25 protein-coding genes and 1 tRNA gene are annotated in these 24,522 nt (G+C 56.2%); 11 read left to right on the plus strand and 15 right to left on the minus strand.

What is annotated here, in order from left to right; genetic code table 11:
* Positions 1 to 53 precede the first annotated feature (53 nt).
* The 8 genes from H2Z33_RS11710 (at position 54) to H2Z33_RS11745 (ending at position 7,260) form a co-directional block, all read left to right on the plus strand.
* Positions 54 to 1,226 carry a phage tail sheath protein gene (locus tag H2Z33_RS11710; protein ID WP_013098782.1) on the plus strand — a complete coding sequence of 391 codons (1,173 nt, stop codon included), beginning with the start codon at positions 54 to 56 and terminating at the stop codon, positions 1,224 to 1,226.
* 9 nt (positions 1,227 to 1,235) lie between these two features.
* Positions 1,236 to 1,751: a phage major tail tube protein gene (locus H2Z33_RS11715; RefSeq protein ID WP_007848874.1), complete on the plus strand. Its 516-nt coding sequence runs from the start codon at positions 1,236 to 1,238 to the stop codon at positions 1,749 to 1,751.
* A gap of 54 nt (positions 1,752 to 1,805) precedes the next feature.
* Complete coding sequence (locus H2Z33_RS11720; protein ID WP_063135363.1) at positions 1,806 to 2,108, plus strand: phage tail assembly protein; 303 nt, start codon at positions 1,806 to 1,808, stop codon at positions 2,106 to 2,108.
* Positions 2,109 to 2,122: 14 nt separating this feature from the next.
* Complete coding sequence (locus H2Z33_RS11725; RefSeq protein ID WP_023206368.1) at positions 2,123 to 2,242, plus strand: GpE family phage tail protein; 120 nt, start codon at positions 2,123 to 2,125, stop codon at positions 2,240 to 2,242.
* Positions 2,235 to 5,393: a phage tail tape measure protein gene (locus tag H2Z33_RS11730; RefSeq protein ID WP_063135364.1), complete on the plus strand. Its 3,159-nt coding sequence runs from the start codon at positions 2,235 to 2,237 to the stop codon at positions 5,391 to 5,393. Before H2Z33_RS11725 ends, H2Z33_RS11730 begins: the two co-directional genes overlap by 8 nt.
* Positions 5,390 to 5,875 carry a phage tail protein gene (locus H2Z33_RS11735; RefSeq protein WP_025711954.1) on the plus strand — a complete coding sequence of 162 codons (486 nt, stop codon included), beginning with the start codon at positions 5,390 to 5,392 and terminating at the stop codon, positions 5,873 to 5,875. Before H2Z33_RS11730 ends, H2Z33_RS11735 begins: the two co-directional genes overlap by 4 nt.
* Positions 5,872 to 6,972, plus strand: a complete 1,101-nt coding sequence (locus tag H2Z33_RS11740) for a phage late control D family protein (protein WP_063135365.1) — start codon at positions 5,872 to 5,874, stop codon at positions 6,970 to 6,972. The genes H2Z33_RS11735 and H2Z33_RS11740 overlap by 4 nt, the downstream gene beginning before the upstream one ends.
* Positions 6,973 to 7,041: 69 nt before the next feature.
* A complete protein-coding gene (locus tag H2Z33_RS11745) occupies positions 7,042 to 7,260 on the plus strand; it encodes a DNA-binding transcriptional regulator (protein WP_015386379.1) in 219 nt (72 codons plus the stop codon).
* Positions 7,261 to 7,396: 136 nt separating this feature from the next.
* On the opposite strand, the gene H2Z33_RS11750 is transcribed toward H2Z33_RS11745, so the two are convergent.
* Positions 7,397 to 7,472, minus strand: a tRNA-Ile gene (locus H2Z33_RS11750).
* Positions 7,473 to 7,596: 124 nt separating this feature from the next.
* Here H2Z33_RS11750 and mug point away from each other — a divergent pair.
* Complete coding sequence (gene mug / locus H2Z33_RS11755) at positions 7,597 to 8,103, plus strand: G/U mismatch-specific DNA glycosylase (RefSeq protein WP_063135366.1); 507 nt, start codon at positions 7,597 to 7,599, stop codon at positions 8,101 to 8,103.
* 102 nt (positions 8,104 to 8,205) lie between these two features.
* Here mug and rpoD read toward each other — a convergent pair whose 3' ends face one another.
* From rpoD to rpsU, 3 genes are all read right to left on the minus strand, one after another.
* Positions 8,206 to 10,050 carry an RNA polymerase sigma factor RpoD gene (rpoD, locus tag H2Z33_RS11760; protein ID WP_015571912.1) on the minus strand — a complete coding sequence of 615 codons (1,845 nt, stop codon included), beginning with the start codon at positions 10,048 to 10,050 and terminating at the stop codon, positions 8,206 to 8,208.
* 152 nt (positions 10,051 to 10,202) lie between these two features.
* The gene (gene dnaG / locus H2Z33_RS11765) at positions 10,203 to 11,948 is read right to left on the minus strand and encodes a DNA primase (protein WP_003862574.1); all 1,746 of its coding nucleotides are present in this window, start codon (positions 11,946 to 11,948) and stop codon (positions 10,203 to 10,205) included.
* A 115-nt stretch (positions 11,949 to 12,063) separates the two neighbouring features.
* Positions 12,064 to 12,279 carry a 30S ribosomal protein S21 gene (gene rpsU / locus H2Z33_RS11770; RefSeq protein ID WP_001144069.1) on the minus strand — a complete coding sequence of 72 codons (216 nt, stop codon included), beginning with the start codon at positions 12,277 to 12,279 and terminating at the stop codon, positions 12,064 to 12,066.
* 236 nt (positions 12,280 to 12,515) lie between these two features.
* Between rpsU and tsaD the strand changes: the two genes are divergently transcribed.
* Entirely contained in the window at positions 12,516 to 13,529 is a 1,014-nt protein-coding gene (gene tsaD / locus H2Z33_RS11775) for a tRNA (adenosine(37)-N6)-threonylcarbamoyltransferase complex transferase subunit TsaD (RefSeq protein ID WP_015571911.1), read from the plus strand.
* Between the two features lie 31 nt (positions 13,530 to 13,560).
* On the opposite strand, the gene H2Z33_RS11780 is transcribed toward tsaD, so the two are convergent.
* The gene (locus H2Z33_RS11780) at positions 13,561 to 14,241 is read right to left on the minus strand and encodes a LuxR C-terminal-related transcriptional regulator (protein ID WP_062938074.1); all 681 of its coding nucleotides are present in this window, start codon (positions 14,239 to 14,241) and stop codon (positions 13,561 to 13,563) included.
* Positions 14,242 to 14,799: 558 nt separating this feature from the next.
* Between H2Z33_RS11780 and H2Z33_RS11785 the strand changes: the two genes are divergently transcribed.
* Positions 14,800 to 16,575, plus strand: a complete 1,776-nt coding sequence (locus tag H2Z33_RS11785) for a S8 family peptidase (RefSeq protein ID WP_225561435.1) — start codon at positions 14,800 to 14,802, stop codon at positions 16,573 to 16,575.
* Between the two features lie 33 nt (positions 16,576 to 16,608).
* Here H2Z33_RS11785 and ureG read toward each other — a convergent pair whose 3' ends face one another.
* The 10 genes from ureG to plsY form a co-directional block, all read right to left on the minus strand.
* Complete coding sequence (ureG, locus tag H2Z33_RS11790; protein ID WP_003862566.1) at positions 16,609 to 17,226, minus strand: urease accessory protein UreG; 618 nt, start codon at positions 17,224 to 17,226, stop codon at positions 16,609 to 16,611.
* 9 nt (positions 17,227 to 17,235) lie between these two features.
* Positions 17,236 to 17,910 (minus strand): urease accessory protein UreF, encoded by a 675-nt coding sequence (locus H2Z33_RS11795; protein WP_017692647.1) that lies wholly within the window; start codon positions 17,908 to 17,910, stop codon positions 17,236 to 17,238.
* Complete coding sequence (locus H2Z33_RS11800) at positions 17,910 to 18,449, minus strand: HupE/UreJ family protein (RefSeq protein WP_063135367.1); 540 nt, start codon at positions 18,447 to 18,449, stop codon at positions 17,910 to 17,912. The genes H2Z33_RS11795 and H2Z33_RS11800 overlap by 1 nt, the downstream gene beginning before the upstream one ends.
* A 9-nt stretch (positions 18,450 to 18,458) precedes the next feature.
* A complete protein-coding gene (gene ureE / locus H2Z33_RS11805; RefSeq protein WP_017384028.1) occupies positions 18,459 to 18,923 on the minus strand; it encodes an urease accessory protein UreE in 465 nt (154 codons plus the stop codon).
* Between the two features lie 9 nt (positions 18,924 to 18,932).
* Positions 18,933 to 20,636: an urease subunit alpha gene (gene ureC / locus H2Z33_RS11810; RefSeq protein WP_063135368.1), complete on the minus strand. Its 1,704-nt coding sequence runs from the start codon at positions 20,634 to 20,636 to the stop codon at positions 18,933 to 18,935.
* Positions 20,629 to 20,943, minus strand: a complete 315-nt coding sequence (locus H2Z33_RS11815; RefSeq protein ID WP_015571906.1) for an urease subunit beta — start codon at positions 20,941 to 20,943, stop codon at positions 20,629 to 20,631. Before H2Z33_RS11815 ends, ureC begins: the two co-directional genes overlap by 8 nt.
* Before the next feature lie 10 nt (positions 20,944 to 20,953).
* Entirely contained in the window at positions 20,954 to 21,256 is a 303-nt protein-coding gene (locus H2Z33_RS11820; RefSeq protein ID WP_003862556.1) for an urease subunit gamma, read from the minus strand.
* A 10-nt stretch (positions 21,257 to 21,266) separates the two neighbouring features.
* Positions 21,267 to 22,094 (minus strand): urease accessory protein UreD, encoded by an 828-nt coding sequence (locus H2Z33_RS11825; RefSeq protein ID WP_045906831.1) that lies wholly within the window; start codon positions 22,092 to 22,094, stop codon positions 21,267 to 21,269.
* 156 nt (positions 22,095 to 22,250) lie between these two features.
* A complete protein-coding gene (locus H2Z33_RS11830; protein WP_032619001.1) occupies positions 22,251 to 23,717 on the minus strand; it encodes an MFS transporter in 1,467 nt (488 codons plus the stop codon).
* 95 nt (positions 23,718 to 23,812) lie between these two features.
* Positions 23,813 to 24,424, minus strand: a complete 612-nt coding sequence (plsY, locus tag H2Z33_RS11835) for a glycerol-3-phosphate 1-O-acyltransferase PlsY (protein WP_063135369.1) — start codon at positions 24,422 to 24,424, stop codon at positions 23,813 to 23,815.
* Between the last annotated feature and the right edge of the window lie 98 nt (positions 24,425 to 24,522).

The raw sequence follows: 24,522 nt of genomic DNA on the forward strand, positions 1-24,522 counted from the left end.
CGCATATCAACCAGAACATAGGCGTACCCCCTGTAAACCGGAGAGACTGCCTTATGGCTCAGGATTACCACCACGGGGTGCGCGTTGTTGAAGTCAACGAGGGCACCCGATCCATTACCACGGTGAGCACCGCCATCGTGGGCATGGTCTGCACCGGCGATGATGCTGATGCGTCCATGTTTCCCCTCAACAAGCCGGTTCTGCTGACCGATGTGCTGACCGCCAGCGGCAAAGCGGGCGAGTCCGGCACACTGGCCCGTTCGCTGGATGCGATTGCAGACCAGGCTAAACCCGTGACCGTCGTTGTGCGCGTGGCGCAGGGCGAAACCGAAGCGGAAACCACCTCCAACATTATCGGCGGCGTGACTGCTGACGGTAAAAAAACGGGCATGAAAGCGCTGCTTTCGGCACAGTCGCAGCTGGGCGTCAAGCCGCGAATTCTCGGCGTGCCGGGGCATGACACGCAGGCGGTTGCCACTGAGCTGCTGAGCGTGGCGCAGAGTCTGCGCGGGTTCGCCTATCTGTCAGCCTACGGCTGCAAAACGGTAGAGGAGGCCATTGCCTACCGCGCTAATTTCAGCCAGCGCGAGGGAATGCTGATCTGGCCTGATTTCATCAGTTTTGACACCGTGCTGAATGCTGACGCAACGGCTTATGCCTCAGCCCGTGCGCTTGGCCTGCGTGCCAAAATTGACGAACAGACCGGCTGGCACAAATCCCTGTCCAACGTGGGCGTGAATGGCGTCACCGGCATTTCTGCTGATGTGTTCTGGGATTTGCAGGACCCGGCAACCGATGCGGGGCTGCTGAACCAGAACGATGTCACCACGCTGATCCGCAAAGACGGCTTCCGCTTCTGGGGTTCCCGTTGCCTCAGTGACGATCCACTGTTTGCCTTTGAAAACTACACCCGCACCGCGCAGGTACTGGCTGACACCATCGCCGAAGCGCATATGTGGGCGGTGGATGGCGTGCTTAACCCGTCACTGGCCCGCGACATTATCGAAGGTATTCGCGCCAAACTGCGTAACCTGAAAACGCAGGGCTACATCATCGGCGCCGACTGCTGGCTGGATGAGTCCGTAAACGATAAAGATTCCCTGAAAGCCGGGAAGCTCACTATCGATTACGACTATACGCCGGTACCGCCTCTGGAAAACCTGATGCTGCGCCAGCGCATCACCGATCAGTATCTGCTGGATTTCTCCAGCCAGGTCAGCGCGTAAGGGGACAATATGGCTTTACCACGCAAGTTAAAACACCTGAACCTGTTTAACGACGGGAATAACTATCAGGGGATTGTTGAGTCCCTGACCCTGCCTAAATTCGGCCGCAAGTTTGAAAAGTATCGCGGCGGCGGTATGCCCGGTTCGGCTGATGTTGATCTGGGGCTGGATGATGGCGCGCTGGACACGGAATTTTCAATCGGTGGCACCGAACTGCTGTTATTCAAACAGATGGGTAAAGCCACCGTTGACGGTATCCAGCTGCGTTTCACCGGCTCCATTCAGCGTGACGATACCGGCGAAGTGCAGGCCGTTGAGCTGGTTGTGCGCGGGCGACATAAAGAAGTCGATTCCGGCGAATGGAAAACCGGGGAGAGCAACACCACAAAAGTCAGCAGCACCAACAGCTACGCGAAGCTGACCATTAACGGCGAGGTGCTCTATGAGGTTGATGTGATCAACATGATTGAAATCGTTGATGGCGTGGACCTGATGGAAGAGCACCGCAACGCCCTGGGCCTCTGATCTACTTTAAAGGCGCGGGCAGCCGCGCCAGTACCTTATTAACAGGAAATGACAATGAGCGAACAACTGACTGAAAAAACCGTACAGCTGGACACCCCAATCAAACGCGGTAAAACCGAAATTGCCGAAATTGTGCTGCGCAAGCCGCAGTCCGGCGCGCTGCGTGGCACTCGTCTGCAGGCGATCATGGATATGGACGTCGGCGCGATGATGACGATTATTCCCCGCATCTCCACGCCCGCGCTGACCGCTCAGGAAATGGCAGAGCTGGACCCTGCCGATCTCACCGCGCTGTCCGTTGAGGTGGTGACTTTTTTGTTGAAGAAGTCGGTGCTTGCCGGTTTACCGACAGCCTGACGGTTGATGATCTGGTGGCAGATATTGCCACCATCTTTCACTGGTCGCCGTCCACCACTGACGTTATGCCGCTGACTGATGTGCTGGAGTGGCGGCATAAAGCGATTCAGAGAAGCGGGGCCAGCGATGAGTGACAATAACCTGCGCCTGCAGGTGATTCTTAATGCGGTTGACAAGCTCACCCGCCCATTCCGATCCGCTCAGGCCAGCTCAAAAGAGCTGGCTACTGCGCTTCAAACTACCCGGAACAGTTTGAAAGAACTGAATAAACAAGCCGGACGTATTGATGAATTCCGTAAAACCCGGTCACAGCTTGCAATCACTGCAACAAATCTCAGTGCTGCACGCGAAGAAGCCGCAAAACTTGCCACGCAGTTTGCTGCAACAAATCGCCCAACTGCTGCTCAGGCTAAATTATTTAGCCAGGCAAAAAACCGTGTGCAGGAACTGCAGCAGACCTACAACGGCCTGCTGGGTTCGGTACAACGGCAGCGGCAAGCACTGAAAGAATCCGGCATTGATACTAAACAGCTGAGTAGCGCCCAGCGGGAACTGCGTAAAAATGCCGATGAAACCCGGCAGGCTCTGGAACGTCAGCAGAAATCCCTGAAACGGTTGGGCGAACAGCAAGCGAAAATGAATGCCGCACGTGAGCAATATTCACGCCGTCTTGAGGTGAGGGATCGCATTGCCGGGGCTGGGGCAACCACCACTGCGGCGGGGCTTGCAATGGGCGCGCCGGTCATGGCTGCTGTGAAAAGTTACTCCAGCATGGAAGATGCCATGAAAGGCGTGGCAAAGCAGGTAAACGGGCTGCGGGACGATAACGGCAACCGCACGACTCAGTTTTATGACATGCAGGATGCCATCAAGGCCGCCAGCGAACAGCTGCCGATGGAGAACGGCGCTATAGACTATGCCGCACTGGTTGAAGGTGGTGCGCGCATGGGCGTGACCAAACAGGACGATCCTTACGAAGACCAGAAGCGTGACCTGCTGGCTTTTGCATCCACGGCGGCAAAAGCCGCAACGGCCTTTGAGCTACCCGCTGACGAGCTGGCGGAAGGGCTGGGTAAAATTGCGCAGCTGTATAAAGTACCAACCCGCAATATTGAACAGCTGGGCGATGCGCTGAACTACCTGGACGATAACGCCATGTCGAAGGGCGCGGATATTATCGACGTGCTGCAGCGCATGGGGGGCGTGGCTGACCGCCTGGACTATCGAAAGGCGGCAGCCCTCGGTTCCACGTTCCTGTCTCTTGGCGCTGCGCCTGAAGTGGCAGCCAGTGCTGCAAATGCGATGGTGCGCGAGCTATCTATTGCTACCCAACAGAGCAAAAGTTTCTACGAAGGAATGGAGCTACTGAAGCTGAACCCAGAGAAGATCCAGAAGGATATGACTCGTGATGCGATAGGGACTATCCAGTATGTGCTTGAGAAAGTTAACAGCCTGCCTAAGGACAAGCGGCTTAGTGCAATGACGTTAGTATTTGGTAAAGAGTTTGGTGATGATGCAGCGAAACTTGCGAACAATCTGCCGGAGCTCCAGCGACAGCTGAAGCTGACTGCTGGGAGCGATGCTAACGGATCAATGCAGAAAGAATCTAATATCAACAAAGACTCTTTATCTGCGCAGTGGTTGTTGGTGAAAACTGGAACGCAAAATGTTTTTAGCAGCCTGGGTGAAACACTGCGTGCTCCGCTGATGGAAATCATGGATGCCGTCAAGCGCGTTACTGGTGTGATGCGCCGTTGGGTAGAAGCCAACCCGGAACTAGCGGGCCGGTTAATGAAGATTGCCGCCGTGGTGGCATCGGTGACGTTGGCACTCGGAACACTGGCTATTGCGATGGCAGCTGTTCTGGGGCCGCTGGCATTATTGCGCTTTGGGATGAAATCGCTGGCTATCACTGGGCTGGGTCGGTTTGGTCCACTTCTTGGACGGTTAAGCCAGGCATTTACATCATTTGCACCCGGTTTATTCCAGTCCGGCGATGCACTGAAAAAATTGCTCGGGCTGTTTTCGGGAAATGAAGCGGGCGAAACGGTTAACTGGATAAGCCGTATCCGAGAGGCTCTCAGCGGCGGCGGGGATGATGACGGTGGCGGTATTCTGGATGCGTTCCGCGACGGGGCACTGGATAAAATCAAAGAGCATGCCCAGCAGGCGGGTGAAAATCTGGTGTCCTCTTTTCGTAACCCCGGCGAAGCGGTCCGCCTGCTCGGTACGAAAATTCGCGGGCTGGCAAGTGCTGCCTTTGCACCGTTGGTTACTTCGGTAAGGGGGGCTGGGGGTGTGATTAGATGGCTCGTCATGTCACCGTTTGCGTTGTTGCGTGCAGCTCTGGTGGGCGTTGGCAGCGTGCTTGGGGTATTGCTCAGTCCGATAGGTCTGGTTGTGGCTGCGCTGGCTGGCGTGGCGCTGGTCGTCTGGAAATACTGGCAGCCGATCAGCGCATTTTTGGGTGGTGTGGTGGAGGGATTCAAAGCCGCTGCTGCACCGATATGTGCTGCCTTTGAGCCATTGCGACCTGTTTTTCAGTGGATTGGCGACAAGGTGCAGGCTTTGTGGGGGTGGTTCACTGATTTGCTTACGCCGGTTAAATCCACTTCCGAAGAACTGAACAGCGCAGCTGCAATGGGCCGCAGGTTTGGTGAGGCACTGGCGGAAGGTCTGAATATGGTGATGCACCCGCTTGAGTCTCTCAAGTCAGGCGTGTCGTGGTTGCTGGAAAAACTCGGCATCGTCAGTAAGGAAGCGGCAAAAGCGAAACTACCTGAACAGGTTACACGACAGCAGCCTGCTACGGTGAACAGTGACGGTAAGGTGGTGTTGCCGCCTGGCGGATTTCCGTCGATGGGGTTTGCAGGCATGTATGACAACGGTGGCACGATCCCGCGTGGTCAGTTTGGCATCGTTGGAGAGAACGGCCCTGAAATTGTGAACGGCCCCGCAAATGTGACCAGCAGGCGGCGCACTGCCGCGCTGGCTTCCGTCGTTGCAGGTGTCATGGGCGTAGCGGCAGCGCCTGCAGAGGCTGCTCCACTACATCCTTACAGTCTGCCTACTGTGGCATATAAACAAAGCCAGCCTGCGAAATCTGCCAGCGCGCCGCCAGTGATGCACTTTGAAACTCACGCGCCGATCACTATCTATGCTCAGCCAGGGCAGAGTGCACATGATATTGCCCGTGAAGTTGCCCGACAGCTTGACGAACGCGAGCGCAAGACCAGGGCTAAAGCACGCAGTAATTTCAGTGATCAAGGGGGATATGAATCATGATGATGGTGCTGGGGTTATATGTCTTTATGCTGCGTACAGTGCCATATCAGGAGCTGCAGTATCAGCGAAGCTGGCGACACGCCGCCAACAGTCGGGTGAACCGGCGACCATCAACGCAGTTCATTGGCCCGGATAATGACTCGCTGACGTTATCTGGCGTACTGCTGCCGGAGGTCACCGGGGGCAGGCTGTCATTGCTCGCGCTGGAGCAAATGGCAGAGCTGGGCAAAGCATGGCCCCTGATTGAGGGAAGCGGGACCATTTACGGCATGTTTGTAATCGAGAGCCTGAGTCAGACAAAAACGGAATTTTTTGAAAGCGGAATGCCTCGCCGTATTGAGTTTACGCTGACCCTGAAAAGGGTTGATGAGTCGCTGTCTGATATGTTCGGCAGTCTCAGCGATCAGCTCAGTAACCTGCAGGACTCTGCAACGTCTGCGATAGGTAATATAAAAAATACTGTTGGAGGGTTGCTGCAGTGAATTTTAGCTCTGATCTTTTTGACCTGAACAGCAAAAGCCCGGCTTTCAGTATCACTATTGAAGGTAAGGACGTGACCACCGCGCTGGATGCGCGCCTGATGAGTCTGACGCTGACCGATAACCGGGGTTTTGAGGCTGACCAGCTTGATCTGGAGCTGGACGACGCCGACGGGCAGATCGTTCTGCCGCGACGTGGTGCTGTTATTCAGTTTGCGCTGGGGTGGAAAGGTCAGCCGCTTTTTCCCAAAGGGGCTTTTACTGTCGATGAGATTGAGCACAGCGGCGCGCCTGACCGTCTCACAATTCGCGCACGTAGTGCAGATTTTCGTGAAACCCTGAACACGCGGCGTGAAAAGTCCTGGCATCAGACAACGGTGGGCGAAGTCGTGAAGGAAATCGCCGCCAGGCATAAATTAAAGATGGCGCTGGGCCAGGACCTGATGGACAAGCCTGTGGATCATCTTGACCAGACCAACGAGAGCGATGCGAGTTTCCTGATGAAGCTGGCGCGGCAGTATGGAGCGATAGCCTCAGTTAAGGACGGCAATCTGTTGTTTATCCGCCAGGGGCAGGGCAGAACGGCAAGCGGTAAGCCGCTGCCGGTTATCACAATCACCCGCCAGGCCGGTGACGGTCATCGTTTTACCCTGGCTGATCGCGATGCCTATACGGGGGTGATTGCCAGCTGGCTCCATACCCGTGAGCCAAAGAAAAAAGAGGCAGCAAAGGTAAAGCGCCGTCGAAAGAAAACCGCCGCGCCAAAGGAGCCGGAAGCAAAACAGGGAGATTACCTGGTGGGAACGGATGAAAACGTGCTGGTACTCAACAGAACTTATGCAAACCGCAGCAATGCAGAGCGAGCGGCAAAGATGCAGTGGGAGCGTCTGCAGCGCGGGGTTGCAACATTCTCCCTGCAGCTCGCAGAGGGAAGGGCTGATTTGTATACCGAAATGCCGGTGAGGGTAAGCGGCTTTAAGCAGCCCATTGATGATGCCGAATGGACCATTACCACGCTGACGCATACTGTCAGCGCAGATAATGGTTTTATTACGACTCTAGAGCTTGAGGTAAAGATTGATGATTTAGAAATGGAATGAGAATGTTCACAAATTGGATGTTCGTGTATCATTATGGGATTGCGGGTAATGACTTGGGGAGAAACGGATATGATGAATTGTCCGAAATGCGGACACGCGGCACATACTCGCAGCAGCTTTCGTGTATCGGATAATACGAAAGAACGTTATTGCCAGTGCCAAAACATTAACTGTGGAACCACTTTTGTTACTCATGAAACCGTAGTGCGCTTTATCGTAACACCAGGACAGGTTGATCATGTGCCTCCGCACCCTTTAAATAGTGGTCAGGGACACATGAATTTTTGACCAACTAACCCGCTTCGGCGGGTTTTTTATTAGTGGCAGCTTATTTCCTGCTGCCATTTTGCTGCCAATGATGAAACCACAAACAAAAAAGCCACTCGCTAGAGTGGCTTAATTATATGAATTTAAAGCTAAAATTTGGTGGCCCCTGCTGGACTTGAACCAGCGACCAAGCGATTATGAGTCGCCTGCTCTAACCACTGAGCTAAGGGGCCGTGGCGGTGAATTATAAAGTAACTCCCCTCAGCAATCCAGCCATTCACACCTGCCTGCTGTTTTTATAAACAACGCATAATCAATCCTTTATACTTATCTTAAGATGCATAGACAGGAGTAGAGATGATCAACGATATTCTGACCCCTGGCCTGCGGGTGGTGTTCTGCGGTATCAATCCGGGTAAGTCATCGGCGCACACCGGTTTTCACTTTGCTCATCCGGGAAATCGCTTCTGGAAGGTGATCCACCAGGCCGGTTTTACCGACAAACAGCTTAAGCCGGAAGAAGAGCAGCAGCTGCTGGATACGCGCTGTGGCATCACCATGCTGGTCGAGCGACCCACGGTACAGGCAAGCGAAGTGAATCTGCATGAGCTGCGCGCTGGCGGACGTGAGCTGATCGCGAAAATTGAAGACTATCAGCCCGCGGCGCTGGCGATCCTCGGCAAGCAGGCCTACGAGCAGGCGTTCAGCCAGCGTGGCGCCAGCTGGGGTAAGCAGAACATTACCATTGGCGTAACGCAGGTGTGGGTGCTGCCGAACCCGAGCGGGCTGAACAGGGCGACGCTGGACAAGCTGGTGGAGGCGTATCGGGAACTGGATGAGGCGCTGGTGGTGAGGGGGCTTTAGCTCCTCTGCGGCTTGATGCCCTCATCCTGACCCTCTCCCACAGGGAGAGGGAATAAACAAAAAAAAAGCTCCCGATTGGGAGCTTTTTCATTTCAGGACCGATTAATCGTCCAGGAAGCTACGCAGCACTTCAGAGCGGCTCGGATGGCGCAGCTTACGCAGCGCCTTCGCTTCGATCTGACGGATACGTTCGCGGGTAACGTCAAACTGTTTACCCACTTCTTCCAGCGTGTGGTCGGTGTTCATGTCGATACCGAAACGCATACGCAGCACTTTGGCTTCACGGGCGGTCAGGCCAGCCAGCACGTCGTGCGTAGCGGCACGCAGGCTCTCGGTGGTGGCAGAGTCCAGCGGCAGCTCGAGGGTGGTATCCTCGATGAAATCACCCAGATGCGAATCTTCATCATCACCGATTGGCGTTTCCATGGAGATTGGCTCTTTAGCGATTTTCAGCACTTTACGGATCTTGTCTTCCGGCATCAGCATGCGTTCAGCCAGCTCTTCCGGCGTCGGCTCGCGGCCCATCTCCTGCAACATCTGGCGAGAGATACGGTTGAGTTTGTTGATGGTCTCAATCATATGCACCGGAATACGGATGGTGCGCGCCTGGTCTGCGATAGAGCGGGTGATCGCCTGACGGATCCACCAGGTAGCATAGGTGGAGAACTTGTAACCACGACGGTATTCAAACTTATCTACCGCTTTCATCAGACCGATGTTGCCTTCCTGAATCAGATCCAGGAATTGCAGGCCACGGTTGGTGTATTTCTTGGCGATAGAGATAACCAGACGTAAGTTCGCTTCAACCATCTCTTTCTTCGCACGGCGGGCTTTCGCTTCACCGATGGACATACGACGGTTGATGTCTTTCACCTGCTCGATGGTCAGGCCGGTCTCTTCTTCAATCTGATGCAGTTTTTGCAGGCCGCGCTGTACGTCTTCTTTCACGTCGTGCAGCTTTTCAGACCACGGCTTGTTCATCGCGATAGCGGCGTTGAACCAGGTTTCGCTGGTTTCATTGCCGGTGAAGAGGGTAATGAAGTTCTTCTTCGGCATTTTGCACTGTTCAACGCACAGCTTCATGATGATACGTTCCTGGGTACGTACGCGATCCATCATCACGCGCATGCTGTTCACCAGGTAGTCGAACTGTTTTGGCACCAGGCGGAACTGTTTGAACACTTCAGACAGCTTCAGGATCTCTTCCTGAGCGGCGGCATGGCTGCGGCCTTTCGCTTTGATGGTGTCACGCGTCACTTCGTACTGGGTACGCAGCTCGGCAAACTTCTCACGCGCCAGTTCAGGGTCGATGCTGTTGTCATCGTCGCTGCTGTCGTCCTCTTCTTCTTCATCTTCGTCTTCATCGTCATCCATCTCTTCCTGAGACAGCTCAGAACCGACGTGAGTGGCGGTTGGCGCCATATCTTCTTCAGCGTTCGGGTCGACAAAGCCAGTGATCAGATCGGACAGACGCGCTTCTTCCGCTTCGACGCGATCGTACTGCTCCAGCAGATAGGTAATCGCTTCCGGGTATTCGGCAACAGAGCACTGAACCTGGTTGATCCCGTCTTCGATGCGTTTTGCGATGTCAATTTCGCCTTCGCGGGTCAACAGTTCAACGGTACCCATTTCGCGCATGTACATACGGACCGGGTCAGTGGTACGCCCGATTTCAGATTCCACGCTGGACAGGACCTGTGCAGCAGCTTCTTCCGCATCTTCGTCAGTGTTGTTGGAGGTTTCAGCCAGCAACAGATCATCGGCATCCGGTGCTTCTTCCATCACCTGAATGCCCATGTCATTGATCATTTGGATGATATCTTCGATCTGATCTGAATCGACGATATCTTCCGGCAGATGGTCATTGACCTCGGCATAGGTCAGATAGCCTTGCTCCTTACCGCGTTGGACAAGAAGTTTCAGCTGTGACTGCGGGTTTTGCTCCATAAGACGGTATCCACACTTAATTCGTTTGATTGGTGTCGGCGATGGGCTGCCAACCTTTAAAGCGAGGGCGTACTTATATTTTTGCCGCTGCCTCTCAGTGCGGCTGCCGGGGGCTTCCCGATCGATATTCGGCACTTAAGCCGTTAAATTTTTTATTTCTTCGCCAGTTCCTGGTTAATCATCCAGAGCTCCCGGCGTTCTTCGCTGCTCAGGCCATGGGTGCGCTCGCGAGCTATCAACTCTTCCTGGCGCAACTCAAGCATCGAATCAAACATATGGTTGAGCGAGTCGGTGAACGTTTTTTCTGCGATATCCTTATCTGCTATATCGTCCCACATCGACAGTTTTTCAAGGGTAGCGGCCTCTTTTGTGCCGCGATAATGCTCTAAAAGTTGTCCGGTGGTCAGACCTGGCTGAGACAAACAAGTGTTGACCAATTCTGAAAATAAGCCAAGCCCGGGCAATTTTTCGTGGTTCAAACCCGCCAGCGACGGCACTTGCGGAGCAAGTTCGGGGTTTTGCACCAGCAACCCTATCAGTATACGCATGGTTGTGCGTTTTAGCTGAGGCGCGGGGCGTACCGTGCCGTTTTCAGCCTGTTTCGGCATTAAACGTTCAAGCTGGCTGTCATCCAGAATGCCGAGCTTGTTGCCTAACTCCTGACGCAGATAGATGCGCAGCGTTTCGCCGGGCACCTGGCTGATTAACGGCAGCGCCAGCGTGCTGAGCTGCGCGCGCCCGTCAGGGGTACTCAAATCAACCTGCGGCATCAGGCTGTTAAACAGAAACGTGGAGAGCGGCTGAGCCTGCTCCATCCGCGCTTCAAACGCCGCTTTGCCCTCTTTACGCACCAGCGTATCCGGGTCTTCACCGTCGGGCAGGAACATAAAGCGTAGCTGACGCCCGTCGGTCATATACGGCAACGCGGTTTCCAGCGCTCGCCAGGCGGCGTCGCGTCCTGCGCGGTCACCGTCGTAACAGCAAATCACGTTGTTGGTGACGCGGAACAGCAGCTGGATATGGTCCGCCGTGGTGGACGTTCCCAGCGACGCAACGGCATAGTTAATGTCGTACTGCGCCAGCGCAACAACATCCATATAGCCTTCGACGACCAGAAGACGCGGAGGTTCCGCATTATCCTGCTGTGCCTCATAAAGACCGTAAAGCTGGCGGCCCTTATGGAAAATATCGGTTTCCGGGGAGTTAAGGTATTTCGGCAGGGCATCACCCAGCACGCGACCACCAAAACCTATCACCCGGCCACGCTTGTCGCGGATCGGGAACATCACCCGCTCACGGAAGCGGTCGTAGCTTCGTCCCTGGTCGTTGGTGACCAGCATGCCTGCGTCGATGAGGGATTTACGATCTTCGCTATTGCCGCCAAAACGCTTTAACACGTTGTCCCAGCCGGGCGGGGCGTAACCAATAGCGAAACGCGCAATCACATCGTCACTCAGTCCGCGCTTGTTCAGATACTGACGCGCAGGCTCAGCCGCAGAGTGCTTAAGAGACTGTTGGTAAAACGAATTCAGGCCATCCATCAGTTGGTACAGCGTTTGCCGCTGATGGCGCTCGATCTGACTTGGCCCACTGCCTGCTTCATACGGCACTTCAAGGTTATGCATCGCCGCCAGCTCTTCGACGGTTTCAACGAACTCGAGCTTGTCGTAGTTCATCAAAAAATCGACGGCATTACCGTGTGCGCCACAGCCGAAGCAATGGTAGAACTGTTTTTCACCGTTTACGGTGAAAGAGGGGGTTTTTTCGTTATGGAACGGACAGCACGCATGGTAGTTCTTGCCCTGCTTTTTTAGCTTCACCCGCGCGTCGATGAGATCGACGATGTCGGTTCTGGCAAGCAGGTCATTGATGAAAACGCGTGGGATTCTTCCGGCCATATGCCCCAAAAATTTAAGCGACTTATAAACGAAAACAAGCCGCGCATTCCTTCCGGAAGCACGGCCTTACGACTACAACTCTGTCTGTCAATTGAGGGCTGTGGCCCTCAACAGATTAGTACAGACGAGTACGGCGTGCGTTTTCGCGAGCCAGTTTCTTCGCGTGACGTTTCACAGCGGAAGCTTTAGCGCGCTTACGTTCGGTCGTTGGTTTTTCATAAAACTCACGACGACGAACTTCAGCCAGAACACCTGCTTTCTCGCATGAACGTTTGAAGCGACGCAGTGCTACGTCGAACGGCTCGTTTTCACGTACTTTAATTACCGGCATGTAACTCTCACCTTTAATAAATTCGGTTTGCCGCTGGCATCAACGCCAGCTTATTTCAAAATGGTGCGGAATTTTACTGCAAATGCTGCTGCTTTGTAAAGCACCGATGCGATTTTGAAAGGGACTTTAATAAGGGTGAGGAGTATACACGAGGCTTCTTCCTGGGGCGAACAAAGTTTTACAACAATCCGCCCAGGCTCTACACTGCGCGGTATTGAAACGAGGTAAAACAAGTCATGCGTGTACTGGGTATTGAAACATCCTGCGATGAAACCGGCATCGCGATTTACGACGACGAAAAAGGGCTTCTGGCCAACCAGCTGTATAGTCAGGTGAAATTGCACGCTGACTACGGCGGCGTCGTGCCTGAACTGGCCTCTCGTGACCACGTGCGTAAAACGGTTCCCCTGATTCAGGCGGCGCTTAAAGAGGCCGGGTTGAGTGCAAAAGATATTGATGCCGTGGCCTATACCGCAGGGCCGGGCCTGGTCGGCGCGCTGCTGGTCGGCGCAACGGTAGGGCGTTCGCTGGCCTTCGCGTGGGATGTTCCGGCCATTCCGGTTCACCATATGGAAGGGCACCTTCTGGCGCCGATGCTGGAAGACAATCCGCCAGAGTTCCCGTTTGTGGCGCTGCTGGTTTCCGGTGGGCATACCCAACTGATTAGCGTAACGGGCATTGGCAAGTACGCGCTGCTGGGCGAGTCGATCGACGATGCTGCCGGTGAAGCCTTCGATAAAACCGCCAAGCTGCTGGGGCTGGATTACCCGGGTGGCCCGATGCTGTCGAAAATGGCGTCGCAGGGAACGGAAGGGCGCTTTGTCTTCCCGCGGCCGATGACCGACCGTCCGGGGCTGGATTTCAGCTTCTCTGGCCTGAAAACTTTCGCGGCCAATACTATCCGCAATAATGACGACAGTGAGCAGACCCGTGCCGATATCGCCCGTGCGTTCGAAGACGCGGTGGTGGATACGCTGATGATCAAGTGCAAGCGCGCGCTGGATCAGACCGGCTTTAAGCGCCTGGTGATGGCCGGTGGTGTCAGCGCTAACCGCACGCTGCGCGCGAAGCTTGCTGAGATGATGCAAAAGCGTCGCGGGGAAGTGTTCTATGCGCGTCCGGAGTTCTGTACCGATAACGGGGCGATGATCGCCTACGCCGGGATGGTGCGTCTGAACGCCGGCGCAACGGCTGACCTGAGCGTGTCCGTGCGTCCGCGCTGGCCGCTGGCGGAACTGCCTGAGGCGTGAACGGCTCTCCCGTCGTCGCGGCGGGGGAGTTTTATATTCTGATGTCGAACATCTGGTTCTTGATGATCAGAGAGTAAAGCTGGCAGTCGTTTTGCACATCCAGCTTTTCCATCGCCCGGATCTTATGCGCACTGACTGTTTTGATGCTCAGGTGCATATGTTGTGCAATCTCCTTCAAATTTAATCCGTTACATATCAGACGCAGCACATCGATTTCCCGCGGCGAGAGTTTCTCTATATCTGTCATCTCATGACGAAAAAGCATATTTACCAGCTGGCTTTCGATATAGATCTCACCTTTAAGAACTGTAGCAATCGCCTGGCTTAAGGTTTTCTCGTTGATATCCCGCGACAAATACGATCTGACGCCTTCCTTTAGCGCCTGACGAATCAACATGGCGTTTGCATAGGGCGAGAGCAGGATAATGCTGAGCGTAGGATAAGTCTGATGGAGCCATCTCAACAGCTTCAGACCGTCCATACCCGTGAGAGGAGAGCGATTAAAGCTGGTTGTCAGTGAATAGCTGAGGATAACGATATCGGGGTTATGCTGGCCAAGAAGCGACAGAAGTTCTGCGGAAGAGGCTGCTTCACCGGTCAAAACACATCTCTTATTCATGCCTGAGGCGGGTAACGAGAGCGCTTGCATCATTGAGGATAAGCCGCGGCGAATCAACGAGGATTCTTCAGCGATAACGATTTTAATGTCCATAATGATGCGTCGTATTAACCCTTACATGATAATGGCGGGGTTGGAATCCCTCGCAAGATATATCGTTATTAAAATCCAGGCTGCGGTAAAATAGCAGTAACAATGAGAGTATTTTTAACGGCGGCGGATATTGATTATTTCATTATGCTTAATCTTTACGGCTTTTGTATCCAGGTGTATCCTCGTGTTGCCAAATATAAAGAAATGAGATATGGATTTTTCTTATTCAATTATAGAAAGATCGTTCCCCCAGATTAGGAAGTTCTTATTCATCACGGTGCATGTATCACAGATACTGAAAAAGGAGAAATGTCGATTCACAAAGGAACCGTGATTACCATGAAAAAAAGTACCTTGTCCCTTTTTATTTGTGCAGCAATTTCATTTTCCGCTGCGGCAGAAAATCAGGTGCAAAATGAGTTTGCACATGACAATGCGACCTACACAGCAATTGTACTCAAGCTAAAACCCACTACAGGTTTGCTAAAAGCGACAAACAATAAAATTACCCTGAATGATCCTTCCCTTATCACCACAAATATGTTTTGGCCGACGAATTTGCGGAGTTCAAATCAGTCATCCGAGTTAACGGAACTCAATAAACGCTATGGCTTTGACCGTTATCTGCGTATCGCGTTACCGCAAGATAAACGTCAGGATAAAACCTACATTAACCATATTATTACTGAGCTGGAGCAGAATCAGAACGTTGAGTTTGTTTACCCGGAGGCCGAACCGGTGTCGCTGGATGAAAACGCCCTTACGCCGCAGGTTAAACCTTCGGTAAATAATAATTTAACGTCTGCTGCCGTTCCGGATTTTCGCAATAAGCAGGATTATCTCAAAGCTCCTGATGTTAAGCGCGCCGGTTATTATATGGGGGGCGTAAACCGCGAAAGCGTTGATCACTATGCAGGCAGTGCGGGTGAAGGGGTGACGATTATTTCAACGGAGATTTATCCCTGGAATACCCACCACCTCAACTTACCGCCAATGAGTCTCAGCTCTGGAAAGACAACCTATGTTGAAAAGCAAGATCATGACACTGCTTCCGTCGGGATTATGACAGCGAAAGATATTGGCACCGGTATTCGAGGGATAAGCTGGAAAAGCCGACTGGGGTACGCGGCCTCAGCACATAATAACCTCTATAATTTAATTCCGTTGCTAAAAGCTGGCGATGTGGTGCAGATCGGGGTACACGTAGCGGGCGGTTATCCAGCGGGTTGTCAGAAGGATTGCTGGGTGGCAATGGAGTCCGAGCCCGCCTATTACGATGTGATTAAGGCGCTGACGGATAAAGGCGTTCACGTTATTGAGGCGGCAGGTAACGGGAACGTCAACCTGGATAGCCCTGGCTTCCAGGGTGAGTTTGACGTGAACGTGCGGGACTCCGGGGCTATCCTGGCGGGTGCGTTTTGTGCAAAGGACGGTAAAAAAGCGTCGTTCAGCACCTATGGTTCGCGCGTCACCAGCTCTGCATGGGGCTGCTGGGACGTAGTGAGCACAGGTTATGGCGATCTCTATAAAAATGGCGGCGTTAACGATTCTTATACCGCGACGTTTGCCGGAACTTCTTCCTCGAACCCGATTATTGCGGGTGTGGTAGCCAGCCTGTCAGGCATCGCCAAAGCCAACGGTATTACCGTGACACCGCGGCAGATGCGTCAGATTCTGGCTGAGACCGGAACGCCACTGGCCAACGGAGATTCGGCAAAAGTGGGTACTCAACCTGACATGGAGCGTGCGGTGGCCCGTATTATGGCGCTCAAAGACGGTAGCACGCCTGTCGCGCCGGCTCCAACGGCTGTGGCAGGCGCAGATTACGCTCTGGTTTCTCCGACCACGGGGGTGATCACCTACGCGCTGGACGGCAGTAAGAGCCTGAATGCCAAATCGTATAACTGGCGTGTGACGAAAGGGGCAGAAACCTTCTCGCTGGAGGCGACACTGAACGGCACGCTGGTGAAGAGCGTGGACAGCGCGCATGCCTATGCCGTCATTCCTGCCAACAGCGAGGGTGAAGCGACCTTTACGCTGACGACGACCGGCGCGGATGGGCGAACCGCGACGGACAGCATGACCATCACCGTCAGTAAACCGGCGGTACCGGCTAAGGATGACACCCCGGCAAAAGATGACACACCGGTAAATCCTGCGGCACCGGCCTATAACGCCAAAATTGCCTATCCAACCCGATGCACCAAAGTGTCTTACAACGGTAAAGTTTGGCTCAACCAGTGGTATGTCAACCCGGGGCAAGAAACGCCGGGAACTGGCGGCCAGTGGGGCGCATGGCGCGAACAAGGGTCTTCCAATAACAGCTGCAAATAACAATCACGGCCTGGCGTTATGCCAGGCCTTTTTTCAGATCCGCAGCATTCCTTTCTCTTCCAGAAACGCAATAATCGTCGCTAAACCGTCGCCCGCCTTCAGGTTGGTAAACGTCCACGGGCGCTCGCCGCGCATGCGATTAGTGTCGCGCTCCATTACCTCCAGCGACGCACCGACGTACGGCGCGAGGTCGGTTTTGTTGATCACCAGAAAATCGGATTTGGTGATCCCCGGCCCGCCCTTGCGCGGGATTTTTTCCCCTTCGGCCACGTCGATGACGTAGATGGTGAGGTCCGCCAGCTCCGGGCTGAAGGTCGCGCTCAGGTTATCCCCGCCGCTTTCCACGAAGATCAGATCCAGATTGCCGAACTTCTCGCTCAACGCTTCCACCGCCGCCAGGTTCATTGAGGCATCTTCGCGGATGGCGGTATGCGGGCAGCCGCCCGTTTCCACGCCCACGATGCGCTCTGGCTCCAGCGCACCCGCCTCGGTCAGGATGCGCTGATCCTCTTTGGTATAGATATCGTTGGTCACCACCGCAAGATGATAGGTGTCGCGCATCGCCTTGCAGAGCGCTTCCAGCAGGGCGGTTTTGCCCGACCCTACCGGGCCGCCCACGCCCACGCGCAGGGGATGTTTGTAATCAGCCATGTTGACTCCTCAGGAACGGAATAGTCGTGAATATTGGGTTTCATGGCGCGCGGAGGCGATGGCCGACAGCGGCGTAGCGGCCCCCAGCGCGTCGTCGCCACGTAAAAATGCCTGTTCAAACCCGGCGGCAAAATGGTCGCTCAGGTCGATAATCAGCTGTTGTGCTGCCTGCTGCCCAAACGGTACCAGCTTGACGCCCGCCATCACCGCGCTCTCTATCCAGCTGTAGCCGAGGCTCAGCGCCAGCTCGCGCGCGCTAATGCCCCAGCGCACGCCGAGCCACGCCATGCCGCCGAGCTGGCTTCGCATCAACAGCGGCAGCCATTCTGGTGGGCAGGCGGGTTCCCAGCTTTTAATCAGGCGCGTAAAGGCCGCCCCACGGTTGCGTTCTTCATCGCGCAGCTCGCGCGTTTCCCGGCAGGCGAGCAGGTATGCCGTCCAGCGTTTTGCTGTCGCGACGTCCTGCTTCTCGCAGGCACGATACAGGCGGATAAACAGCGGCAGGTCGACGCAGAAAAAGCTCTGCTCCATCTGCTGGATCTGCCAGCGCCTGAAGGCCTCAGCGTCCGTGACCCACCCGGCCTCAACGGCCCACTCCAGCCCCTGCGACCAGGTAAACGATCCGACCGGCAGGCTACTGCTGGAGAGCTGCATCAGGCGCAGCCGCTGGCGGGCGTGCTCCATCAGCTCATCAGCGCCAGCAGGGCGGAGACGATCAGCCCGCCGCCGAAGGTTTTACGCAGGCCGTTGTGACGGCGCAGCAGCAGCCCTGCCGCGAAGCTGGCACACAGCACCGTGGCGCTGGCTAACATAAACCCGCTGGTGAAGAGCCAGAAGCTGTGGCCGGACATCTCCACGCCGTGCGCCCAGCCGTGGAACATCGCCAGGGCTGGCACCGCCAGCAGCAGGCGATTTTCAGTCTTAAACATCATCACGCCGCAGACCGCCAGCGAGGCGATAATCAGCATCTCCATACCGCTAAAGCCGCCGAGCAGGCTGCCCGCAACGGCACCAGCAAGCATCATGCCGAGCGTCGCTAACGGCAACAGCAGCTTGCGGCCGCTCAGGGCGGAGAGCACGCCAGCCCCCGTCAGCATCAGCAGGTGATCCAGCCCGGTCAGCGGATGGAGAAATCCGGCCTGGAAGCTGTCGGTCCCGTGGCCGGGATGCGCGAGCGCGGGAACGGAAAAAGCCAGCAGTAACAGCGGTAAGTACTTGCGCATGATGAGTCCTTAATGTGAATGAGCGTGAGAGTGGCTATGGCTGTGGGCATCGCTGGTGTAAGCGCCCGCTTCCGGTTCAAATGGCAGGCTGGCGAAGGTCACCTCCAGCCCGAACTGACGCAGCATATCGTCGAGGACGTGGTCGTGGTGGTAGCGCAGTTCGCCAGGCATTATTTGCAGCGGTACGTGACGATTGCCCAGGTGATAACAGGCGCGGGCGAGCAGGAACGGGTCGGCGCAGCGCACCACGGAAACCGACTCCGGGGCGGCGATCACTTCGATCACCTCGCTGCCATCGTCGGTAGTCAGCAGGTCGCCCCCGCGCAGCAGCAGGCCGCGCGGCAGCATTAGCCCGGCTTCGCGGCCGTCGTTCAGCGCCACGCGGGCGCGGCTTTTTACCCGCACATCAATCGGTAGCGTGACGCTGGCGGTAATCGGATGCGCATGGTCCAGGCGTTGGGTTAAATAGATCATCATGACTCCTCAAAACAGAAAATAGCGTTGCGCCATCGGCAAAACCTCTGCCGGTTCGCTGGTGATCAATTCGGCGTCGACGCGTACCTCATAGGTTTGCGCGTCAACGGTGATATTCGGCTGTAAATCGTTGTGGATCATGTCGGCCTTTTTCACCGACCGGCAGCCTCTCACCACCGCGGTGGCGCTTTGCAGTCCGAGCCGTTGCGGAATGCCGCTGGCATCAGCAGCCTGAGAGACAAACGTCAGCCGCGTGGCGTGGCGTGCGGCACCAAGGGCACCAAACATCGGGCGGTAATGTACCGGCTGCGGCGTGGGGATCGAGGCGTTGATGTCGCCCATCGGCGCGCAGGCGATCATCCCGCCTTTGACGATGGTGGCGGGTTTGACGCCAAAAAAGGCGGGGGACCAGACCACCAGATCCGCCAGCTTGCCCGCCTCAATAGAACCGACCTCATGGGCGATGCCGTGGGTCAGCGCCGGGTTGATGGTGTATTTGGCGACATAGCGCTTCACGCGGAAGTTATCGTTATCGCCGGTCTCTTCCGGCAGTGCGCCGCGCTGCACCTTCATGCGGTGCGCCACCTGCCAGGTGCGGATAATCACTTCCCCCACGCGGCCCATGGCCTGTGAATCTGACGAGGTGAGCGAGAACGCGCCGATATCGTGCAGCACGTCTTCGGCGGCGATGGTCTCCCGGCGAATGCGGGATTCGGCAAACGCCACGTCCTCGGCGATATCCGGGTCGAGGTGATGGCAAACCATCAGCATGTCCAGGTGCTCGTCGATGGTGTTGACCGTGTAGGGCAGCGTCGGGTTGGTGGAGGAGGGCAGAATATTCGGGTGCGCGCAGGCGGTGATGATATCCGGCGCATGGCCGCCGCCCGCCCCTTCGGTGTGGAAGGTGTGGATGGTGCGCCCGGCGATGGCGGCCAGCGTGTCTTCGACAAAACCGGACTCGTTCAGCGTGTCGCTGTGCAGCGCCACCTGAATATCCATCTCTTCAGCGACCTCCAGCGAGCAGTTGATGGTCGCAGGCGTCGCGCCCCAGTCTTCGTGGATCTTAAGCCCGATGGCACCTGCGGCGATCTGCTCGCGCAGCGCGTCCGGGTTGGAGCCGTTCCCTTTACCCAGCAGGCCAATATTCACCGGTAGCGTATCGGCTGCCTGCAACATGCGGGCGATATACCACGGCCCCGGTGTGCAGGTGGTGGCGTTTGTGCCTGCCGCAGGCCCGGTGCCGCCGCCGATCATGGTGGTGACGCCAGACACCAGCGCCTCTTCCGCCTGCTGCGGACAGATCCAGTGGATGTGGGTGTCGATCCCGCCTGCGGTGACGATCTTCCCTTCGGCGGCGATCACCTCCGTTGCCGCGCCAATCGGGATCGTCACGCCGGGCTGAATGTCCGGGTTCCCGGCTTTGCCGATGGCGAAGATCCGCCCATCTTTTACGCCGATATCCGCTTTCACGATCCCCCAGTGATCGACGATCAGCGCGTTGGTGAGCACCAGATCCACGCAGTCGTCGGCGGTCATCTGCCCCTGTCCCATGCCGTCGCGGATCACTTTTCCGCCGCCGAATTTAACCTCTTCGCCGTAGATCGTGAGATCGTCTTCCACTTCGATCCACAGCTCGCTGTCGGCCAGCCGCACTTTATCCCCGGTAGTGGGGCCGAACATATCGGCATACGCCTGGCGTGAAATCTCAGCCATGTTTCACCTCGCCCATGACCTCGCCGCGAAAGCCGAAAATGCGCTGTGCGCCCGTCACCTGCACCAGCGTCACTTCCCGCTTCTGGCCGGGCTCGAAGCGCACGGCAGTGCCGGCCGGGATGTTCAGCCGGTAACCTCGGGTGGCTTCGCGATCGAACTTCAGCGCCGGGTTGACCTCGTAAAAGTGGTAGTGCGATCCGACCTGGATCGGCCTGTCGCCGTGGTTTTCCACGATCACACTTCGGGTTTCGCGCCCGACGTTGAGAGCAATGTTTCCGGACTGGATCCGGTATTCGCCTGGGATCATCACGCGCTCCTTACACGATCGGGTTGTGGACGGTGACGAGCTTGGATCCGTCCGGAAAGGTGGCTTCCACCTGGATATCCGGGATCATCTCCGGCACGCCTTCCATCACCTGATCGCGCGTCAGGACGTGGCGGCCGGCTTCCATCAGCGAGGCGACGGTTTCGCCATCGCGCGCGCCTTCCATAATAAAGGCGCTGATCAGCGCGACCGATTCCGGGTAATTGAGCTTTACCCCGCGCGCGAGGCGGCGTTCGGCAACCAGCGCGGCGGTGAACAGCAACAGCTTGTCTTTTTCTCTGGGAGTCAGTTCCATAGCGTTTCTCTTATGTTTGCCAGATGCGCGGCGAACAGGCGGTTTTGGAAGTTAAAAGCGGGCGAAGCGACTGCCAGATATCGCGCATCACCCGCTGACAAATCAGGTTGTCGTGGGAGAGAAAACGCACCGACAGCAGATCGTCGGTGAGCGTCGCCCCGCCAACGTTTTCCAGCGGGGCGAGAAGCGCACGCACCGCGTCGAGAAGTGCTTCCCGGGCCGGATAGAACAGCAGCGTGCCGACCCACGGATGGTCCGCGACGGACGTCAGATCGCCACCGCTGAGATGCAGTCGCTCAATCAGACGCGGCTCGCCATCCACCCACACCTCAAGGCGGTTCTCCAGCGTGCCGTGGCTGAAGGTTTCGTTTATCACCGGACGGCCCAGACAGTACAGCTCCCACGCCAGCAGCGTGCTGGTGGCGTGCAGGTGAAAGACGGAACGCAGCGCGGCGTTAGCGCCGGGGAAAATAATGGTGTCCTGCGGCAGCCACTCCAGCGTGGCCTCTTCGTCGAGGTAAAAATGCTGACTGAGGCAGGCCAGCGGGCCGCTGCTGCGATAGAACTTGCTGGCGCCGGGCATGGTAATGAGGGCATGGCTTTTGGCGTCGAGCCGCACGGAAATATCCAGCGTATCTCCGCCCACAATTCCGCCTGGCGGGTGCAGCAGGTAAAGGTGGCAGGTTTCCCCTTCGGGATAAAACGGACGCTGAACGGTGAGCGGCCCGCTGTGACGCGCGGAATGGAGGAGGGTTTTCTCAGGGGTATGACAAAACTGGAGGGCAAGCGAGGCCTGCCAGCCTTTGTATGAATTATCAGTGACCTGAGTTGCTAACATGGTGCTTCCATTTCCACACTATCGGGGTACGTTTCAGTATGCCCTGGCGGAAATGAAGGCTGTCATATGAGTCGCTTATGGATAAAAAAACCGGCTCATGTGAGCCGGTTTCAGTAATGTAGGCCGGGTAAGCGCAGCGCCACCCGGCAAGAAAGGCTAGCGATAATCCTCTGCATCCACATCATACCCCGACGGCTCCCAGCGGATCGCCAGCAGCGACGCCAGACCGATAAACGGCGCCAGCGCAATCACCCAGAACACGGCGGTATCCAGCGAGGCGACCAGCAGCGGGAACAAAAACAGTGACAGCGTTGAACTGCTGCGCATCAGCGTCTGGTTAAGCCCCACACCCACGCCGCGCAGCGAGGTCGGGTAGCTCAGGGAGGCAAACGTCATGGTATGCGCACCTGGACCAAAACCCTGACCAAACAGGAACAGCGCCAGCATCGCGACGGCGAACACGCCTTCCGTGGCCCCGTCAGGCCGGCCAATCAACGCCAGGCCGAGCAGTGCCGCAAGCTGGCACGCATAACCCGCCAGAGACATCCGCCATGCGCCGAAGCGCGGAACATAGCGCACCGCCAGCAGCCCGCCGACAAAGGCGAACAGCAGGTTAAGCGCCAGCGAGATCAGAATGGTGGTCAGCATCGACTGCACAAAGAAGCTGGAGATGATCACCGGCAGGCCAAAGGCTACGGCGTTATAGGCGAACGAGGAGACCACTGACAGCAGCGTGGCGAGCGTGGTACGCCGCAGATAGATACCGCGGAACAGGTTCAGGTAGTTCGACCATTTTGCCTTGTTCACGACAGGCGCGGGCTGGTCGAGCGCATCCTGCGGTACGTGGGCATTAATATTGTAAGACTGCCGCAGGATGGACGCCGCCTCCTTCAGATTGCCCTGATTCGCCGCCCAGACCGGGGATTCGCTCATATAGCGGCTGCGGATGGCGATAATCACCAGCGCGGGCACCGCGCCAAAGCCAAGGATCAGACGCCAGAGCCAGTCGCTGTGGCTTTCCGGCAGCACGGCGTAAAAGAAGAGCACCAGAAGATAAGAGATGCTGATGGCCGCGTACCAGGTGGGGCACCACATTGCGACGCTGGAGGCTTTATTCCCCGGGCCTTTCAGCCTGGCGAACTCGCTGAGAAACGCCATCGCGACGGGAAGGTCGATCCCAACGCCAAGACCCATCACAAAGCGCGCGCCCGCCAGCACATATTCGTTCGGGGCCAGCGCACAGGCGATAGCGGCAACGACAAAGAACACCATGTCGGCCATAAAGACGCGGTAGCGCCCGATTTTATCCGTAAGATAGCCGCCGAGCAGCGCCCCGACAATCGCGCCAAAGGTAATCGCCGAGGCCACCATGCCGGTACCGGCGGGCGTCAGGTTAAATTCGCGGGTGATGTCTTTGATGCCGAATGCCAGCGCGCCGAGATCGTAGGCATCGAGGAAAATTCCCCCGAGTGCGATACCGACCACGATGCGGGCATTGGCCCGGCCCTGAGAACCGTCATTAACGAGACGTGAAACGTCCGATGCGCTGCGCACCCACTTGATGTCGCCATCCGGGGTATTTCCTGCCGTTGGAAGGGGAGTTGAATCTGTGATTTCTGCCATTTTCTTTTTGTGTGGTTGTGTTGTGTCTCTAACAGTTACCACAGGCAGAAGGTGACAAAAATCACATTTGGTTATAAGGCATAACGAACGGTTTACTAAGCGTCTTTCTTTTTACGCCTGAGCTTCGTCCAGATCTTGGTTTCCTTACGCCGCCACAGGCGCTGAATGTTGTCGTGGTGGCGCAACAGGATCAGACACGAGAGCATCGACACCGGGAAGGTAAACTGCGGTTTAAACCACCAGACATAAAACGGGGCGATCAGTGCGCTGACGATGGCGCCCAGCGACGAATAACCGCTCAGCAGAATGGTCAGCAGCCAGGTGCCCGCCATCACGCCGGTGAGATCCCAGCCGATCGGCGCAATCGCGCCAAACGCGGTGGCAACGCCTTTACCGCCTTTAAAACCAAAGAAAACGGGCCAGATGTGGCCGACGCAGGCGGCGATGGCAATCAGCCCCAGCCAGAAGGGTGTGACGCCGAGCGCATACGCGCCCCAGACGGGAAGCATTCCTTTCAGAACATCAAAAATCAAAACCGCTACGGCTGCTCCCTTGCCGCCAATTCGTAGTACATTGGTCGCCCCCGGATTCCCGGAACCACTTTCACGCGGGTCAGGCAACCCGGCGATGCGGCAGACCAGAATGGCGCTGGAGATTGAGCCGCAAAGGTAGGCGAGGATAATCATTCCAGGCGCGATTGCACTCATAACGCTGTTCCGTTTTGAAAATGTATCTGTATTCTCAGCATCTGTGGATAATACGCATAATTCGCCGGAAGTGGTATCCGGTTTAGCCAAAAAGCAGG

The organism is Enterobacter sp. YSU (genome assembly GCF_016082135.1).
In the GTDB taxonomy this organism is placed as follows: domain Bacteria; phylum Pseudomonadota; class Gammaproteobacteria; order Enterobacterales; family Enterobacteriaceae; genus Enterobacter; species Enterobacter hormaechei_C.